Source organism: Bradyrhizobium sp. B117 (genome assembly GCF_038969555.1).
In the GTDB taxonomy this organism is placed as follows: domain Bacteria; phylum Pseudomonadota; class Alphaproteobacteria; order Rhizobiales; family Xanthobacteraceae; genus Bradyrhizobium.
In genome coordinates this window covers 225,411-242,981 of sequence record NZ_CP152414.1, presented here as the reverse complement: position 1 = coordinate 242,981, position 17,571 = coordinate 225,411, and the positions used below count along the sequence as shown (strand labels likewise).

General features: G+C 64.4%; 16 protein-coding genes, 1 tRNA gene and 1 pseudogene. 8 read left to right on the top strand and 10 right to left on the bottom strand.

Annotated features, from left to right (window positions below; all coding sequences use genetic code 11):
* Window positions 1-50: 50 nt before the first annotated feature.
* Complete coding sequence (locus tag AAFG16_RS01185) at window positions 51-944, top strand: LysR family transcriptional regulator (protein WP_342736653.1); 894 nt, start codon at window positions 51-53, stop codon at window positions 942-944.
* A gap of 23 nt (window positions 945-967) precedes the next feature.
* On the opposite strand, the gene AAFG16_RS01180 is transcribed toward AAFG16_RS01185, so the two are convergent.
* The 8 genes from AAFG16_RS01180 to AAFG16_RS01145 all read right to left on the bottom strand — a co-directional run bounded on the left by AAFG16_RS01180 (window position 968) and on the right by AAFG16_RS01145 (window position 8,264).
* Window positions 968-1,843, bottom strand: a complete 876-nt coding sequence (locus tag AAFG16_RS01180) for an ABC transporter permease (protein ID WP_342736651.1) — start codon at window positions 1,841-1,843, stop codon at window positions 968-970.
* On the bottom strand, window positions 1,840-2,625 hold the full coding sequence (locus AAFG16_RS01175; protein WP_342741096.1) for an ABC transporter ATP-binding protein: 786 nt from the start codon (window positions 2,623-2,625) through the stop codon (window positions 1,840-1,842). The genes AAFG16_RS01180 and AAFG16_RS01175 overlap by 4 nt, the downstream gene beginning before the upstream one ends.
* A gap of 44 nt (window positions 2,626-2,669) precedes the next feature.
* The gene (locus AAFG16_RS01170; RefSeq protein ID WP_342736649.1) at window positions 2,670-3,719 is read right to left on the bottom strand and encodes an ABC transporter substrate-binding protein; all 1,050 of its coding nucleotides are present in this window, start codon (window positions 3,717-3,719) and stop codon (window positions 2,670-2,672) included.
* Window positions 3,719-4,858 carry a 3-isopropylmalate dehydrogenase gene (gene leuB, locus AAFG16_RS01165; RefSeq protein ID WP_342736647.1) on the bottom strand — a complete coding sequence of 380 codons (1,140 nt, stop codon included), beginning with the start codon at window positions 4,856-4,858 and terminating at the stop codon, window positions 3,719-3,721. Before leuB ends, AAFG16_RS01170 begins: the two co-directional genes overlap by 1 nt.
* Window positions 4,855-5,490 (bottom strand): 3-isopropylmalate dehydratase small subunit, encoded by a 636-nt coding sequence (gene leuD, locus AAFG16_RS01160; protein WP_342736645.1) that lies wholly within the window; start codon window positions 5,488-5,490, stop codon window positions 4,855-4,857. The genes leuB and leuD overlap by 4 nt, the downstream gene beginning before the upstream one ends.
* Window positions 5,491-6,900 (bottom strand): 3-isopropylmalate dehydratase large subunit, encoded by a 1,410-nt coding sequence (leuC, locus tag AAFG16_RS01155; RefSeq protein ID WP_342736643.1) that lies wholly within the window; start codon window positions 6,898-6,900, stop codon window positions 5,491-5,493.
* 165 nt (window positions 6,901-7,065) lie between these two features.
* Window positions 7,066-8,019, bottom strand: a complete 954-nt coding sequence (locus tag AAFG16_RS01150; protein ID WP_342736641.1) for a LysR family transcriptional regulator — start codon at window positions 8,017-8,019, stop codon at window positions 7,066-7,068.
* Window positions 8,020-8,174: 155 nt separating this feature from the next.
* Window positions 8,175-8,264 (bottom strand) — tRNA-Ser (locus AAFG16_RS01145).
* Between the two features lie 136 nt (window positions 8,265-8,400).
* Between AAFG16_RS01145 and AAFG16_RS01140 the strand changes: the two are divergent.
* Window positions 8,401-9,263: pseudogene (locus tag AAFG16_RS01140) on the top strand (alpha/beta hydrolase).
* A gap of 276 nt (window positions 9,264-9,539) precedes the next feature.
* Here the strand turns inward: AAFG16_RS01140 and AAFG16_RS01135 are convergent.
* The gene (locus tag AAFG16_RS01135; RefSeq protein ID WP_342736639.1) at window positions 9,540-10,661 is read right to left on the bottom strand and encodes an ROK family protein; all 1,122 of its coding nucleotides are present in this window, start codon (window positions 10,659-10,661) and stop codon (window positions 9,540-9,542) included.
* A 331-nt stretch (window positions 10,662-10,992) separates the two neighbouring features.
* On the opposite strand from AAFG16_RS01135, the gene rplU reads away from it, so the two are divergent.
* From rplU to AAFG16_RS01120, 3 genes are all read left to right on the top strand, one after another.
* Window positions 10,993-11,367 (top strand): 50S ribosomal protein L21, encoded by a 375-nt coding sequence (gene rplU / locus AAFG16_RS01130; RefSeq protein WP_235541884.1) that lies wholly within the window; start codon window positions 10,993-10,995, stop codon window positions 11,365-11,367.
* A gap of 102 nt (window positions 11,368-11,469) precedes the next feature.
* Complete coding sequence (gene rpmA, locus AAFG16_RS01125) at window positions 11,470-11,739, top strand: 50S ribosomal protein L27 (protein WP_018643862.1); 270 nt, start codon at window positions 11,470-11,472, stop codon at window positions 11,737-11,739.
* A 152-nt stretch (window positions 11,740-11,891) separates the two neighbouring features.
* Window positions 11,892-12,485: a GNAT family N-acetyltransferase gene (locus AAFG16_RS01120; protein ID WP_342736633.1), complete on the top strand. Its 594-nt coding sequence runs from the start codon at window positions 11,892-11,894 to the stop codon at window positions 12,483-12,485.
* Between the two features lie 179 nt (window positions 12,486-12,664).
* Here the strand turns inward: AAFG16_RS01120 and AAFG16_RS01115 are convergent, their stop codons facing one another.
* Window positions 12,665-13,579 (bottom strand): DMT family transporter, encoded by a 915-nt coding sequence (locus AAFG16_RS01115; protein WP_342736631.1) that lies wholly within the window; start codon window positions 13,577-13,579, stop codon window positions 12,665-12,667.
* A 261-nt stretch (window positions 13,580-13,840) separates the two neighbouring features.
* Between AAFG16_RS01115 and AAFG16_RS01110 the strand changes: the two genes are divergently transcribed.
* The 3 genes from AAFG16_RS01110 to AAFG16_RS01100 all read left to right on the top strand — a co-directional run bounded on the left by AAFG16_RS01110 (window position 13,841) and on the right by AAFG16_RS01100 (window position 17,505).
* Window positions 13,841-14,320, top strand: coding sequence for a MaoC family dehydratase (locus AAFG16_RS01110; protein ID WP_283083163.1), 480 nt, complete (start codon window positions 13,841-13,843; stop codon window positions 14,318-14,320).
* A gap of 248 nt (window positions 14,321-14,568) precedes the next feature.
* Window positions 14,569-15,609, top strand: coding sequence for a GTPase ObgE (gene obgE, locus AAFG16_RS01105; RefSeq protein ID WP_342736628.1), 1,041 nt, complete (start codon window positions 14,569-14,571; stop codon window positions 15,607-15,609).
* Between the two features lie 261 nt (window positions 15,610-15,870).
* Window positions 15,871-17,505 (top strand): alkaline phosphatase family protein, encoded by a 1,635-nt coding sequence (locus AAFG16_RS01100; protein ID WP_342736626.1) that lies wholly within the window; start codon window positions 15,871-15,873, stop codon window positions 17,503-17,505.
* Window positions 17,506-17,571: the final 66 nt, after the last annotated feature.

Below are 17,571 nucleotides of genomic sequence, written 5' to 3'. Positions count from 1 at the left end.
TCGCTTATAAGATAAGCCAGAAAGAACTCATCAATTCATGAGCTTTGCCTATGAATGTCACCTTGCGGCAGCTGCGGGCCTTCACCGGCGTGTACCGCACGCGCAGCATCACGCGGGCCGCGCGCGAGCTCGGGATCACGCAATCGGCGGCGAGCCTTCTGGTCCAGCAGCTCGAGAGCCAGCTCGGCGTCAAGCTGTTCGACCGCTCGACGCGCTCGGTGCAACCGACGCTGGCCGCCGACGAGGCGTTTCACGCCGCCGAACGCATGCTGAGCGATGCGCAGGGCCTGTCGCGGCGCATGCGCGACCTCGCGCAGGCTCGCGCCGGCCGCGTCGCGTTTCTCGCCTCCGCGGGCGCCGCCTCCGCGCTGCTGCCGCGGGTGCTGGCGAAATTCCGCGCCGCCCATCCCGACATCGAGATCGACATGCGGGATGTCGCCGCCGACGATCTCGTTCCGCGTCTGACCGCGACCGATGCGGAGTTCGCGATCGGCAGCGTCGAAGGCGAATTCGCCGACATGACGATCGAGACGTTGACCAGCGGGCGCCTCAGCGCGATCGGCCGCCGCTCCGCCGACTTTGCCGCGCGGCGTTCCCTCACATGGGATGAGCTTGCGCAGATGCCGACGATCGCGATGCGCCGCGAGACGCGGATCCGCATGCAGATCGACCAGGCGCTCGGCACGCAGGGCAAGCACCTCAATCCGACCTATGAAGTGACGCTGATCAACACCGCGCTCGCCATGACTGCTCAGGGCCTCGGCCTCGCCATCCTTCCCGCGACCATGCTGCCGGCCGACCAGTTTCCGACACTGATCGCAAGACCGCTGGTGCGCCCGGCCATCACGCGTCCGGTGTCACTGCTCCAGCGGCAGGGCCGGACGCTGTCGCCGGCGGCGCAGGCGTTTGTCGCGACGGCGCGGACAATGCTGACGGGGCCGTGACAAGGACGCGCCCCGCAGTCCGGCTATTCTGCGAGATTGTGCTGCTGCCAGCGCAGTAGATAGGCCTGCAACCGCCAGATCAGCGCGGACAGCGCGACACCGACCAGCATCAGGACGATGACGGCGACCATCATTCCCGAGGCCTCCGCGCGCGCTTCGGACTCGATGATCAGGCGACCGATTCCCCGTTCCGCGCCGATGAACTCGCCGACGATCACCCCGATCAGGGCGAAGGAGATCGCGGGCGTCAGCGAGGCGAACACCCAGGCCATGGTCGAGGGAATGACCACCGTGCGGGTGATCTGCCACTCGCTGGCGCCGAGCAACCGCGCCGCGTTGACAAAACCTTCGTCGATCGAGCGCGCGCCTTCGAAGGTGTTGAAGAAGACGAGGAAGACGACCACGATCCACGACGTCACGACCTTCGAGGTATCGCCGATGCCGAAGGCCAGCACGATGATCGGCGCCAGCGCGATGCGGGGAATCGAATTCACTGCGGTGATGAACGGCTGAAAAATCGCGCTCAGCCGGTCCGAACGGCCCAGCACGAGGCCTGCGGCAAAGCCACTGCCGACGCCGGTCACGAAGCCGAAGAAGGTGTTCTTCAGCGTGACGGCGGTCGCGATCCAGAGATTGTTTTCCGAGCGTGCCATGCAGCGGGCGAACTCGCCATTGAACCAGCCGTTGAAGACGCCGAGCTTGGACTTGAGGCAGCTCAGAATCAGGAAATGCTCGAAGATGTCGGAGGGCCTGGACACGAAGTACGGATCGAGCAGATCCGGCACCAGCCATGGAAGTCGCCCGTGCAGGGCGTATCCCCACTGCCAGATCGACAGAAGGCAGACACAGATCAATATTTGCCACGCCAATGTTCTGCCGTGGCTGCGCGCTCGCCTCATGGCTTGCGGCCCTTCATGAATTCTTCGCCGAGCGAGTGCCAGATCAGCTGGAACAGCTCGGCGTAACGCGGCGTCTCCCGGATCTTCACGGCGTTGCGCGGGCGGGCAAAATCCACATCGAAACTCTCCTTGATCCGGCCGGGCCGGGCGGAAAACAGGATGATACGGTCCGCCAGCGTCAGCGCTTCGCCGAGATCGTGGGTCACGAACAGCACGGTCTGCTGCTCGCGTTCCCAGATGCGAAGCAGCACGTCGTGCATGTCGATCTTGGTGTGGGTGTCGAGCGCGCCGAACGGCTCGTCCATCAGCAGAACCTGCGGCTCGACCACCAGCGTTCGCATCAAGGCTGCGCGCTGGCGCATGCCGCCCGACAATGCGGAAGGATAGGCGTTACCAAAGCCCTCGAGCCCGGCCTGCATCAGGCACGTATTGACACGATCCTTTCGCTCCGCCGCCGGGACACCCGCGAGCTCGAGGCCGTAGCCGATATTGTCGGCGACGGTACGCCAGGGAAACAGGGTATCGCGCTGGAACACATAGCCGACGTTCGGCGTCGCCCGTCCGTGAATGACGGGCGTTCCGTCGATCAGGATCTGACCGCTGGTCGGCTTGAGCAGCGTCGCGATCATGTTGAGGACGGTGCTCTTGCCCGAGCCGGACGGTCCCAGAAGAGCGACGAATTCGCCGCGGCGGACGTTGAAGGAGACGTCGCGCACCGCCTCGATGGCCGTACCCGCGAGCTGGAAGGTCTTGCACAATCCGCGCACGTCGATGCGCCGCATGTCGGGCGGCGCATCGAGCTGTGGCAAATGTAATGCCTGCACGCTCAAGCCGGATAGGCCTTGCGTGCGGCTTCAATGAAGCTGGTGTTGACGACATCACCCATTGCGAGCGGCTTGATGCCGGTCATCTCGCGGAACCAGACCTTCTGACCGCGTGCGAAGCTGGCCTCGTCGATGATGCAATCGTAGTCGGTGATCTTCTTCATGACGCCGATGTCGAAAATGTTGGCGTCGCGCGACGTGCTCCCGACATAAGGCTCGATCGCGTCATAGATCTCTTCGGGCGAGTGCCCCTTGATCCACTGGGTGGCGCGCCACAGCGCGGTGACGAACGCCTGCATCTTCTGGGGGTCCTTGTCGATGCTCGACTGCAGCGTGAAATGCGACGTCACCGGAACCTTGCCGCCGATATATTTGGCCCAGACCGCCTCGTCCGTTCCGTCGAACAACAATGCGCCCCAGCCCTGCTCGACCGAATCCTTCAGGATCGACGGCGAGTTGATGAGAACGTCGACCTGTTTCGTCTTCAACGTGCCCATCATGGTGTCGACATTGCCGGTGCCGATCCAGGTCACCTTGTCGTCCAGTCCCATGGTTTCCATGTAGTAGGAGGCCCAGACGTGGTTGGTGCCGCCAAGCGACGACACCGAGACGATCGGCTTTCGTCCGTCGGGCCGCTTCCACTTCGCCAGCGCGTCGAGCGTGGTGATGCCCTGATCGAACAGATCCTTGCGGATGATGAAGATCGCGGCGTTACTGCGGGTATCGACCGGCATCAGGACCCGCGCGCTGCGGCCGTGATTGCTGAGCTGCATCGGGTGGGTGATGTCGCCGATCCCGATATCGCCCTGGGACGAGGCGATGATCTCGCGTGTCTTCACGCCGCTGCCGCCCTGGATCAGCTTGCAGTCGAGACCAGCCTCCTTGAAGAACCCGGCCCGGTCGGCGACGAATTGGGACTGATAGACGGGAATGGCCACCGGATAGATCACGCGGCCAGAGGGCGCATCTGCCCAGGCCCGCCCTGCCGTCATGGAGACACCTGCGCCGGCGACAATCGTCAGCGCGGACCGTCTGGTGATCCTGGTTCTCATCACGCGTGCTCCCTCTCCTTGCCGGCCACCTTGTCGAGCGCGTTCAGCACCGCATCGCCCATCTCCTGGGTCGAAAGTTTTCTTGCGCCGGGTTCGGCGATATCGGCGGTCCTTGCGCCGGCCGCCAGGGCCGTATCCACGGCCTTCTCCAGCAGCACGGCATCATCAGGCCGATTGAGGGTGATGCGCAACATCATTGCAACGCTGAGAATCGAGCCGAGCGGATTGGCGATGCCCTTGCCCGCAATGTCAGGCGCGCTGCCGTGGACCGGCTCATAGAGCGCCTTGCGGCGTCCGAGCCGGTCCGGCGGCCCGAGCGAGACCGACGGCAGCATGCCGAGCGAGCCCGACGCCATCGCGGCGCAATCGGAGAGAATGTCGCCGAAGATGTTGCAGGTCACCATGACGTCGAACTGCGACGGCGCCCGCACGATCTGCATCGCGGCGTTGTCGACATAGAGATGCGTCAGCTCGACATCGGCAAATTCCGCTTGATGCAGCGCCGTCACCTCCTCGCGCCACAACACGCTGGTCTCGAGCACATTGGCCTTGTCGACGGAGCAGACCCGGCCCTTGCGGGTCCGCGCCAGCTCGAACGCGGTCCGCGCCACGCGACGGATCTGGCTGGTGGTGTATTGCTGGGTGTTGAAGCCGCGGCGCTGGCCGTCGGGCAGCGTTTCGATGCCGCGCGGCTCGCCGAAATAGATGCCGCTGGTGAGCTCGCGAATGATGATGAAGTCGACATCCTTCAGCACGGAGGCCTTGAGCGGCGCCGAATCCGCCAGCGCCGGACTGGCAACGATGGGCCGGAGATTGGCATAGAGGTCGTATTTGCTGCGCAGCGACAGCAGGCTTCCCGCCTTGCGCGCTGCGGCAGGAACCTCAGTGGTCTCCGGGCCACCGGTCGCGCCCCAGAGGATCGCGTCGGCCTCCTCCATCGCCTCGGCGGTATCGTCCGGCAACACCTTGCCGGTCGCGAGATAAGGGATGAGACCATATTGCGCTTCGCGCAGCGCCACGGGAATGCCGCGCCGGGCCGAAAACCATTTGAGAATGCGATGCGACTGGTCAGTCACTTCAGGGCCGATGCCTTCGCCGCCGACCACGGCGACCTTGATCATGTTCGAGAGCGTATTCATGCCGATAGTCCTGCAAGATGAATCCACGGCCGCGCGTCGCGGTCGGATGCCTGGAATGCGCGGATCTCGGGGTCGCGCCGCAGCGTCAGCGAGATCTCATCGAGGCCTTCGAGCAGACCCGAACGCCGGCGCGGATCGATCTCGAAGACATGCCGCTCGCCCGACGGCGAGGTGACCGTCTGCTCCACCAGATCGACGCTGAGGCGTCCCGCGCCCTGGCTCGCCTCGATCTCCGCGGCGAGGCTGTCGATGACGGCCTTGTCCAGCACCACCGGCAGGATGCCGTTCTGGAAGCAGTTGGCGAAGAAGATGTCGCCGAAGCCGGATCCGATGATGGCGCGGATGCCCATTTCCTGCAGCGACCACACCGCCGCCTCGCGCGAGGAGCCGCAGCCGAAATTCGGCCCGGTCACCAGGATTTCCGCCTGGCGATAAGGCTCGCGATTGAGGATGAACTCGGGATTGTCCGAGCCGTCAGGCAGATAGCGGAGCGAGCCGAACGCCCATTTGCCGAGACTGCCGCGAACGGAATTTCCGACCATGCGGTTGATGCTGATGATGACGTCCGTATCGACATTCGTGCGCATGATCGGCGCGGCCGTCGCGGTCAGTTTGGTGAAGGGTTGGGGCATCTATCGCTCCATCGTCCGGACGTCGGCGATCGCGCCGGAAATCGCCGCCGCGACGGCCATGGCCGGGCTCGCCAGATGGGTGCGGGCCCGCGGCCCTTGCCGGCCGATGAAATTCCGGTTCGACGTCGACACCGAGCGCTGGCCGGGCGGCACGGTTTCGCCGTTGGCGGCCAGGCACATCGAGCATCCGGGCTCGCGCCATTCGAAGCCCGCATCGATGAAGATCTTGTCGAGCCCTTCCGCCACCGCATCGCGCTTGACGGTCTCCGAGCCCGGCACGACCCAGGCGCGCACGCCTGGTGCAACCTTGCGGCCACGCGCGACTTCGGCCGCGGCGCGCAGATCGCTGAGGCGGCTGTTGGTGCAGGAGCCGATGAAGACCCAATCGACCTTCGTGCCGGCGATGGGCGCGCCCGGCTTCAGGCCCATATAGTCGAGCGCGATCTCGATCGCGCTGCGGCGAGCGGGGTCAGCGATATTCGCGGGATCCGGGATGCGGCCATCGACACCAAGGACGTGCTCCGGACTGGTGCCCCAGGTGATCTGGGGGATGATGGCTCCGACATCGATCGACACCTCGCGATCGAACACGGCGTCGCTGTCGCTTCGAAGCGCCCGCCATGCCGCAACCGCCCGCTCCCACATCTCGCCCTTCGGCGCATAGGGACGGCCGCGGATGTAATCGAAGGTTTTATCGTCCGGCGCGATCAGCCCCATCTTGGCGCCGAGCTCGACCGACAGATTGCAGATGGTGAGCCGCCCTTCGATCGGCATGTCCCTGATGGCACTGCCGGCGTATTCGACGGCATAGCCGGTGCCGCCGGCGGCGCCGACGTGGCCGATCAAGGCAAGGATGAGATCCTTCGCCGTGACACCGAACGGCATCCGGCCGTCAAACGTCACGCGCATGGTTTTCGGCCGGCGCTGGATGATGGTCTGGGTCGCCAGCACGTGGGTGAGCTCGCTGGAGCCGATGCCGAAGGCGAGAGCGCCGAGCCCGCCATGGGTGCAGGTATGGCTGTCGCCGCAGACGATCAGGCAGCCGGGCAGGCTGAGACCGAGCTCCGGCCCGATGACATGGACGATGCCCTGCCCGGGCTGGTCGAGATCGAACAGCTGGATGCCGCTGGCCGATGTCTCGGTCCGCAATGCCGCCAGCAGCTCCCACCCAGACTTGATCGTGCCGGCTCGCCCGGACGCGGTCGAAATCGCATGATCGGGCGTCGCAAAGGTCAGCTCGGGATTGTGGACCGGAATGTCGCGGCTTTTCAGGTCGAGCAGGCCGCGGGAGCCGCCGAGGTCATGCAGCAGATGGCGATCCACATGAAGCAGATCGGTATCATCGCTGACATGGGCGATGACATGCTGGTCCCAGATTTTGGCCAGCAGCGTACGACCGTGCGTGTCCACGATCCGTCCTCCCTATCCGGCATCTGATGTGCCGTATTGCTGCCGATCATGCCGACCGGCAGAGATGTTGGGAAGGAGGATAAAAGAGCGTTCCGCAAATGTGCAGTGACGGTTGGGCAGTCGGCCATCGCGGCCGGCGATGGCAGGCCGTTGGCACCGGCGAGGTCAGCTCCTGCTGCGGACGACCGTCAGCCGGTCGGAGCCGCTGCTCGCGGTGAGACGCGCATCATCCGGGTTGCGCAAATGGTCCACCAGCAGTTTCGTGACCGGTGGCAGCGATTTGTAGTCGCGCACGCCCATGACCAGCTCGCGCCGCGCCCAGGACTCATCGAGCGGGATGGTGACGAGGCTGTCGACGCCATAGCGCCCGCGAACGATCTCGAGCGGCACGACCCCCACTCCCATCCTGGCATCGATGACGCGGAACAGCGCATCGAAACTGCTGACGCGGATGCGCACCTTGAGGTGCTGCCCGAGCGCCGCAGCGGCCCTGACGCACAGTGTCTCGATCGAGCTGCCCTTCTCGAGGCTAACGAAGTCGAAATCGACCAGCTCGCGGAAGCGAACGTTGCTCCGGCCCGCCAGCGGATGGTCGCGCGTGACCAGCGCGACCAGGCTGTCGCTGCGATAGGACAGCAGCTCCAGGTCCTGTCCGTCGATGTTGCCGCCGAAAATGCCGATGTCGGCCCGGTTCTCCACCACCGCGCGGACGATCGCGGGGCTTAAGTCCTCCTCGATGTCGATGTGGACCAGCGGATGCCGTTCCAGGAACAGGCTGAGCTCATCGGCGAGGGCTTCGAGGATCGCGGATTTGTTGGCGCAGACCCGGATCAACCCGCGCTTGCCCTGCCGGTAGCCGGTCAGCTCGCTCTCGAGCCTAGAGAGGTTTCCCAGGATGATGCGGGCATGCTCGAGCAGGGCGAACCCGGCCGGCGTCGGCTCGATCCCCTTGGAATGGCGATGCAGCAGCTCGACCTGGAAACGGTCCTCGATATCAGAGATGCGCCGGCTGACCGCGGACGCGGCAATGTTCTTCTTCTCCGCCGCCTTCGCGATGCTCTGCTCCTCGACGATCGCAACGAACAGCTGCAGCGTCAGGAGGTCGATTTTAGCCGTCATCGGGAGGGTCCTCGGGCGGGGCCATGACGGGGGCATTGTGGAGAAGCTGGGCGGCCCATCGCAAGTGCGGCGTCAGACTGCGGTGGCCTGGGGACGACGCCAGACGCTGCTGCGGTGCTGAGAGGCTGTATTTGGGGCGGGGCTTTACGCTTAACTGGCGGAGAGGGAGGGATTCGAACCCCCGATAGGCTTGCACCTATGCCGCATTTCGAGTGCGGTGCATTCAACCACTCTGCCACCTCTCCTGAAGGCGCCATATAGGAGCTGCGGCCCCTGTGGTTGGGGGCGTTAATAGGCGAGGACGGCTGGCCAGACAAGGCGCGAAAAGGGAAAATCCGCTGCCTCTTTCGCCCGCCGTTCGTCAGCCCTGGAGGAACCGCCATGGAGCATCTCACGGTCAGGGCCAATGGGGCCAATTTCCACGTGGTCCGCGCTGGAGGCGGAAAACCGCTGCTTTTGCTGCATGGTTGGCCGGAATTCTGGCTGACCTGGAAGCCGGTGATGGCCCGCCTGGCGGACCGCTTCACCCTGATCGCGCCCGATTTGCGCGGCTTCGGCGACAGCGACACGCCGGACGGGCGTACGGCCCGGACGGCCATGCCGCGGACATGCTGGCGCTGATGGAGGCGCTCCGCATCGACCGATTCGGCGTCGTCGGCCACGATGTCGGCGGCGCCGTGATGCAGCCGCTGGCCCGGCAGGCGGCGGAGCGGCTGGCGGGGCTGTTCCTCTTCGATTTCGTCTATCCCGGCATCGGGCCGCGCATGGCGGCCCCAGATCGGCTCAACCACATCTGGTACCAGTCCTTCCACCAGATGGAGATGGCGCCTGCGCTGGTCGGCGCGAGCCGGGAGAGCTGCCGGCTTTATATCAGCCACTTCCTCAAGGGCTGGGCGCATCGCAAGGATGCCTTCGATGATGTCCTCGACGCCTTCGCCGACAATTTCTTCAAGCCCGGCAATCTCGCCGGCGGCTTTGCGCATTATCGGGCCTCGCATGCCGGGCGGGTCGCGATGATGAAGGGCGAAGCGCCGCGACTGCCGCCGATCATTGTGCCGACCGGCGTGCGCTGGGCCGAGCACGATCCGCTATTTCCCTATTCCTGGACCGACCGTCTCGGCGAGACCTTCCGCGCGCTCGATCTCGCGATGTTCCCCGGCGTCGGCCACTTCCCACATCGGGAAGACCCTGATCGCGCGGCCGCGGAAATCGCGACGTTCTTTCAGCGCATCGGCTGGAGCTGAAAACGGGTGGGACCGCCAGACGCGGTAAACACTGGCGGTCCCGGTGCCGCTCATTGAAATGCTGGCCAGGAAGGGCGGCTTCGCCGGCCAGGGTGAGGCGACGATTCGACCCTAGCGTGCAGCCGGTGCGCCGCAACGCAAAGCGGTCCTTAACCTAACCAGTCAAGGTTACTCCGGCGCCGCTTCCGTTCCGACGAAGTCGGAACGGGGCATCGAATCCATGTTTTGCGCGTTTTCCTGACGCGAACCGGCGTCCACTTCGCTTGAAAACGCTGGTTAGTCCGACTTGCTCTTTTTCTTGCCGTTCTCAGTAGAATCTCGGTCCTTGCCGTTGCCCTCCTTGCGGCGGTTGGTGAAGCGGGCATTGCCGAGCCCGGTGCCGATGGTGAGCACGCCCCAGCGCGAGACATCCTGCATGAACGGCACCTCCGAGAGGCCCTGAACCACGCCGTCATTGTGCATCAGGATCGCGGTGTCGTGCTCGCCGATCTCGGGGATGCCCTCGATCAGGCTCGCCGGCAGGTTGAACTTGCTGCTCTCCCAATTGCCCGGCAGGTTCTGCGCGCCCTTCTCGATCGAGCCGTCGGCGTTGATCACGCCGGGACAGGCGATGCCGATGAAGGGCGCGAGCTTGAAGCCTTCGGCTTCGGCCCCGGTGATCAGTGCCTTCAGCATCTTCGTCAGCCGCTTCACCGCGCTTTCGCGCGTCGGCTCGTCGTCGGCATGACGCCACAGCTCGGAGTCCACCACCTTGGCCTTGGACAGGTCCTTTGCCTTTTTCCAGCCGGTCTCGACCAGACCGCAGCGGATGTTGGTGCCGCCGATGTCGACCGCAAGGATGCTGTCATGGGCCTCGAAAATCCAGGATGGCGCCAGGTGCAGCGCACCAATCAGGCCGGCTTCATCGGGGTGATGGCGGATCGGCATCATATCGATCTTGAAATCCTCGGACTTCAGGATGATCTCGGTGCGCGCGATCGCGAGCTCGCCGAGCCGGGAATCGCGAAAACCGCCGCCGACCACGATGCGCTCGGTCTTGGCCCAGGCCTTGGTCTTGAGGAAACGGCGGGTGACGTAGGCGAGCTCCTGGGCAAAATCCTCGATCGCGCTGTGCACCACCGCGGAAGCCTCGGTGTCGTCGCCGATCAGGATGGCGTCCAGCGTCTTCTTGCTGATGCTCTCCGACGGCTCCTTGCCGAACGGGTCCTCGCCGGTCTTGCGCAGCGGCTTGCGCCAACGGTCGAGGATCTCGCGGAATGCGCTCTTGCTGGCGCGGTCGCCGAGGAAACCGTCCTCGTCCTTGATCTCGAGGTTGAAGCTGTTGACGTCCACCGACGGCAGCCGCTCCGCCCCGTGCTGGGCGATGCCCGTCGTATTGACCAGTTCGTCTGTTGCCATTGGGAGCCCTTGCCCGCATACCTGTTCCGGCGGGACTAACGGCGGGGGAACTCGTTGGTTGCAGCTTGGGCCAAGATTCGCTGAGACCGTGGAAACGGCCCAAATCCTTCAAATCCGGGCCGTTTCGGCGGTTTTCCTTGACTTGCGGGGACCAGCGGCTATAAGTCCCACAGCCGGCGCGGGGCGTTTCTCGCGCCGCTTGTTTTTGCGTGGGTTTTCAAAGGGATAACTCCCACCCGCACAAAACGCAGATAAACCCATAGCGACTGACAAAAAGCCGGCCCGGACGATTCTCGTCGCGAGGCCGGGATTGAACACGGAGACAAAAACGATGTTCGCAGTCATCAAAACCGGCGGCAAGCAATACCGCGTCGTGCCGGATGATGTTCTCGAAGTAGGCAAGATCGAAGGCGAAGTCGGCTCGATCGTGCAGTTGAATGAAGTTCTGGTGCTCGGCGGCGACACGCCGGTGCTGGGCGTTCCGACGGTCGCAGGCGCGTCCGTTGCGGTCGAGGTGCTCGACCACAAGCGCGGGCCGAAGGTCATCGCGTTCAAGAAGCGCCGCCGCAAGAACTCGCGCCGCAAGCGCGGCTACCGCGACGAGATCACGGTGCTGCGCGTCAGCGAGATCCTGACGGATAACGCCAAGCCCACCAAGGGCCCGCGGCCGAAGAAGGAGAAGGTGGCAAAGGAAGCCGCCGAGTAACGAAAACCGATCACGCCAATTCACGAATTGATGCGTGCGACGTTTTGAAATGATTCCGTCAAGGAATTGACCTAGAACTACGCAGGATTTCGGAGACGAGCCATGGCTCACAAAAAAGCAGGCGGTTCATCGCGCAACGGACGCGATTCGAAGGGTAAGCGCCTCGGCATCAAGGCGTTCGGCGGGGAGATCGTCACTCCCGGCAACATCATTGCGCGTCAGCGCGGCACCACCTGGCATCCGGGCCTTAACGTTGGCATGGGCACGGACCACACCTTGTTCGCCAAGGTCGAAGGTCGTGTTGCGTTCCAGGCCAAAGCCAACGGCCGCACCTTCGTATCGGTACTCCCGATCGCAGAGGCGGCTGAATAGACGGTGGATCAATTTGGAGTCCGCCGGGTCCTACCAAACCGGCGGAGTCCCAGAGATCCTAGAGATCGAAGGCTCCAAGGGGAGGCGGGAAACCGGCCTCCCCTTTTCTTTGACTTGCTCACTTTCACTTAGTGACTTTCACGGAGCCGGACATGTTGCAGGATTTCTCGAGCGTGACCTTGCGGGAGGCGAGACCGAGCGTCGTCGCCACGGAGCGGCTGACCTTGCGGCGGCCGACCCTCGCCGACGTCAGGACCATCGCCCAGCTCGCCAACGATCGCCGCGTCGCGGAGAACACCCGCCGCCTCCCCCATCCCTATTCGCAGGACGACGCCGTCGAATTCATCCGGGCCACGTCCGAGTTCGGCAGCGAGACCGTGTTCCTGATCGAGCACGACAGCGGCCCGCTCGGCATGGTCGGCATCGACTGCTCCACCCCTGGCAATGCCGAACTCGGCTATTGGCTCGGCGTCGAGCATTGGGGCCGGGGCTTTGCAACGGAAGCCGCGCGCGGCGCGATCGACTTCTTCTTCGAGGAGTTCGAGGACGACCACCTCTACGCCGGCGCGCGCGTCACCAACCCGGCCTCGCGCAAGGTGCTGGAGAAGTGCGGCTTCCAATGGAGCGGCGTGCAGCTGCACCGCTTCCTGGCGCTGGGCTCCTCGACGCCGGTCGACTGCTTCCGCCTCTCGCGCGGGGTGTGGTCGTCGCTGAAGAGCTGGAGCAGCGCGAGACGGATGAGGTAAAGCGCGAGGCGCTGCCGCGTTCACAGCTGTCGTCCCGGGGCGCGCGCAGCGCGAACCCGGGACCCATAACCACGGGGAGGAGTGTGAGGCGTAGCACCCACTCCGAGTCTTCGCAAAACGACTTCCTGTGGGTATGGGTCCCGGGTTCGCGCTGCGCGCGCCCCGGGACGACGTTGCGGCTACACCGGCGGATTCACCTCCGCGCTCTCGCGCCCCAGATCGCGCTCCCGCAGATAGATGTAGAACCCCGCGCCGATGATGATGGCGGCGCCGACGATGGTGGCGACCTGTGGCACGTCGCCGAACACGACGAAGCCGAAGATCACGGCCCAGACGATCATCGAATACTGATACGGCACCACGACGCTCGCAGGCGCGAGCTTGAGCGAGCGGTTGACGCAGAACAGCGCGGTGACCGAGATGAGCCCGGCCAGCGCGAAGAACACGAGGCTGCCTGGCGTCGGCGGCACCCAGTGGAATGCCGACAGCACAGCACCTAGCGAGAACGTGCCGATGAATTGCGAGGACGCCATCACGATGTCGGGCGTCTTGCGCAGGCTGCGCGTGATCAGCATCAACGTCGCGAACGACAGGCTGCCGCCGAGCGCGATCAGCGCCGGCAGGCTCACCGTCTGCGCCGACGGCCGCAGCGCGATCAAGACGCCGCAGAAGCCGATCAGAATCGCGGTCCAGCGCCGCCAGCCGACCTTCTCTCCCAGAAAGATCGCCGACATCGCGGTGACGAAGATGGGGCCGGCGAGATAATAGGTGATGACGTCGGCAAGCGGCAGGTAGACGGTCGCGAGGAAGAAGGCGGCCACTTCCAGCGTCGACAGGATGACGCGGAAGAGCTGCAATCGTGGCCGCTCCAGATTCAGGAATTGGTGACGCTGTTTCCAGATCAGCGGCGACAGCAAGAGCAGCGCCGCGCAGGCGCGCAGGAACAGGAGCTGCCCCACCGAATAGGTCCCGACCAGGAACTTGCCCATGGCGTCGCCGAACGAGAACATGAAGATCGACAGCACCATCAGCGCAATGCCGGCCAGGCGCGCGGAGCGATCGTCATAGGCGGAGAGATTTTTGAAGAAGGGCATTGATCGAACTGTGAGGGGTCGTCATTGCGAGCGAAGCGAAGCAATCCAGACTGTCTCCGCAGCGGCAGTCTGGATTGCTTCGTCGCTTCGCTCCTCGCAATGACGGCTGAGAGAGCGGCGGAATCCGGCGAATAGAGTCGCTTGCGGTCGTTTTAATGACGTGAGCCACCGCGACAAGCCCGCGCAAGCCGAATTGAACGGATTGTCGCACTCTTCGCGTCGCGGTAGCGATAGGCCGCCCACGAACGAAAGAGCATCGACATGACCGACTTCGATCCGGCCCAGCATCGCATGATCCCCACGCAACGCTGGTTTGAGGATTTCGTGGTCGGCGAACGGTTCGTGCTGCCGAGCCGGACCCAGACCACCGCGGTGTTCGCGGCATTCCAGACCGCGAGCGGCGACACCCATCCCGTGCATTACGACGTGGAATATTGCCGCAGCCGCGGCATGCCGCACCTGCTCGCCCACGGCTTCCAGACCCTGATCCACACCGCGCCCGGCGCCGGCCTGTTTCCGTTCATGGTCGAGGAATCCCTGGTCGGCTTCCTCGAGCAGTCGAGCCGGTTCCTCAAGCCGGTCTTCGCCGACGACACGATCTATCCCGCGCTCGAGGTCACCGAGCTCGTGCCGGGCCGCACGACCGGCACGGTGACGCTGCGGAGCACCGTGTTCAACCAGCGCAAGGAATTGGTGCTGGAGGGCATGCAGAAATTCCTGATCCGCCGCCGGCCCCTCTAACCGTCATCCCCGCGAACGCGGGGATCCATACCCACAGGCCTGTGTCGTTTCACGAGATAGTAATGACCTGTCTTCGCCAAACGTCTCCCTGTGGTTATGGGTCCCGGGCTCGCGCGTTGCGCGCCCCGGGACGACGGGTGAGAGCCGGCGCCCGGTTGGTTAAGCAAGGGGTCAAATTCGCGGAAATTCGGCCAATTTGCGGGTAAGCCCGGGTTGCCGCGCCAGCCCGGCTGGCCTACCTATGGCCCATGAAATTCCTCGACGAAGCAAAGGTCTATATCCGCTCCGGTGACGGCGGGAACGGCTGCGTGGCGTTCCGCCGCGAGAAGTTCATCGAGTTCGGCGGTCCCTCCGGCGGCAATGGCGGCCGCGGCGGCAATGTCATCATCGAGGTCGCCGACGGCCTCAACACGCTGATCGACTACCGCTACCAGCAGCACTTCAAGGCCCAGAAGGGCGAGAACGGCATGGGCTCGGATCGTCACGGCGCCAACGGTAAGAACATCGTGCTGAAGGTGCCCATGGGCACGCAGATCTTCGACGAAGATCGCGAGACGCTGATCCACGACTTCACCAAGGTCGGCGAGAAATTCGTGCTGGCCGAGGGCGGCAATGGCGGCTTCGGCAACGCGCACTTCAAATCCTCGACCAACCGCGCGCCGCGCAACGCCAATCCCGGCCAGGTGGGCGAGGAGCGCTGGATCTGGCTGCGGCTGAAGCTGATCGCCGATGCCGGTCTCGTCGGCATGCCCAATGCCGGCAAGTCGACCTTCCTGTCCAAGGTCAGCGCGGCGCGGCCGAAGATCGCCGACTATCCCTTCACCACACTGCATCCGCAGCTCGGCGTCGTGAACGCCGACGGCCGTGAATTCGTGCTTGCCGACATCCCCGGCCTGATCGAAGGCGCGCATGAAGGCACCGGCCTTGGCGATCGTTTCCTCGGCCATGTCGAGCGCTGCCGCGTGCTGCTGCATCTGATCGATGCGACCTGCGAGCATGCCGGCAAGGCCTACAAGACCGTGCGCAAGGAACTCGACGCCTATGGCGGGCAGCTCACCGACAAGATCGAGATCGTCGCGCTGAACAAGATCGACGCTGTCGAGCCGGACGAACTCAAGAAGCAGAAGGACCGCCTGAAGCGCGCCGCCAAGAAGACGCCGCTGCTGCTCTCCGGCGTGACAGGCGACGGCGTCAAGGAAGCGCTGCGCGCGCTGGCCGACGTGATCGGCGAGAGCCCGGTGTCGAGCAAGGCCAAGAGCGCGGCCGAAGCGGAGCCGTGGTCGGCCTAAACTCGCGCCCCGCCGTCGTCCCCGCCTAGTGCGCAATTGCGCACGGGGAGCGGGGACCCATACCGCGTGATCTATCGGTTGCGGATGGTTGCAGTACCGAACGACTAGTCTTCGCCAAACCACTTCCTGTGGTTATGGGTCCCCTGCTTTCGCAGGGACGACAGAGGAGTGTATGGCTCCGGGCGCGCGCATCACTGGCAGGTTGCCATCCCGACCGCGATAGCGCAGCATCAACCAATCAAGAAAATGCAGGGGCGACGCATGGCGCGCGCGAAAAACGTTCTCTGGATCATGTGCGACCAGCTTCGCTATGATTATCTCGGCTGCACCGGCCATCCCACGCTGAGGACGCCGAACATCGACGCCATGGCCAAGCGTGGCGTGCTCTTCACCAAGGCTTACGTGCAATCGCCGATCTGCGGCCCGTCACGGATGTCGTTCTACACCGGGCGCTACATGCGCTCGCACGGCTCGCACTGGAATGGCTGGCCGCTGCGCGTCGGCGAGCCCACGCTCGGCGATCACCTCAAGAAGATCGGCGTGCGCAACGTGCTGGTCGGCAAGACCCACATGGCGCCCGACCTCGAAGGCATGAAGGCGCTCGGCATCCCGCCGGAGTCGATGATCGGCGTGCACGTCGCCGAATGCGGCTTCGAGCCCTATGAGCGCGACGACGGCCTGCATCCGACCGGCCGGCCGCGCCCGAAATACGATGAATATCTGCGCCAGCAGGGCTTTGAAGCGACCAATCCCTGGGAGCATTGGGCCAATTCTGGCGCCGCGGAAGACGGCAGCTTGCAGAACGGCTGGCTGCTGGTGCACGCCGACAAGGCCGCGCGCGTGCCGGACGAGCATTCCGAGACGCCCTACATGACGCGGCGCGCAATGGACTTCATCAGCGAAGCCGAGACGGACGGCAGGCCGTGGTGCCTGCATCTGTCCTACATCAAGCCGCACTGGCCCTATATCGCGCCGGAGCCCTACGCGAGCATGTATTCGACCGATGACATGATCCCGGCGATCCGCTCCGAGCGCGAGCGCTCGAGCCCGCATCCGGTATTCGGCGCCTACATGGACATGCGCTACTCCCGCAACATGGCGCGCGACGAGGCCCGCGAGAAGGTGATCCCGACCTATATGGGCCTGATCACCCAGATCGACGACCAGATGGGCGTGCTGATGAAATTTCTGGAGGCGCGCGGCCTCCTGGACACCACCATGATCGTGTTCACTTCCGATCACGGCGACTATCTCGGCGATCACTGGATGGGCGAGAAGGACCTGTTCCACGAACAGTCGGCAAAAATCCCGCTGATCATCATCGATCCCTCGCAGGAGGCGGATGCCACGCGCGGCATGCGTAGCGACGCGCTGGTGGAAGGCATCGACCTTGCGCCGACCTTCGTCGATTATTTCGGCGGCAAGGTGCCGGGCCACATCCTCGAGGGACGTTCACTGCTGCCGCTGCTGCGCGGGCCCACGCCGCCGGATTGGCGCAAGGTGGCGTTCTCCGAATACGACTACGCCATGCAGGACGTGCGGCTGAAGCTGAACCAGCCGATCGAGCGCTGCCGCCTGTTCATGGTGTTCGACGGCCGCTGGAAGTACATCCACGCCTCAGGCTTCCGCCCGATGCTATACGATCTCGAAACCGATCCGCAGGAATATGTCGACCGCGGTGACGATCCTGAATGCGCCGCGATCATCGTCCGGCTCCAGGCCGAGCTGTTCGACTGGGCGCTGCATCCGAACGACCACATCACCACGCCGCGCGAGAAGATCGCGGCCTATGCGGACAACCAGCTCCAGGTAAAGGGCGGCGTCCTGATCGGCATCTGGGATGAGAAAGAGCTTGCCGCAATCAAGGACGGCATCGCGCAGCGCGGGAAGATGTGAGCTGCTCTCCGCGACTCTGCATCGTCGATACAATCGAACATCCATCCACGCCGTCATTGCGAGCGC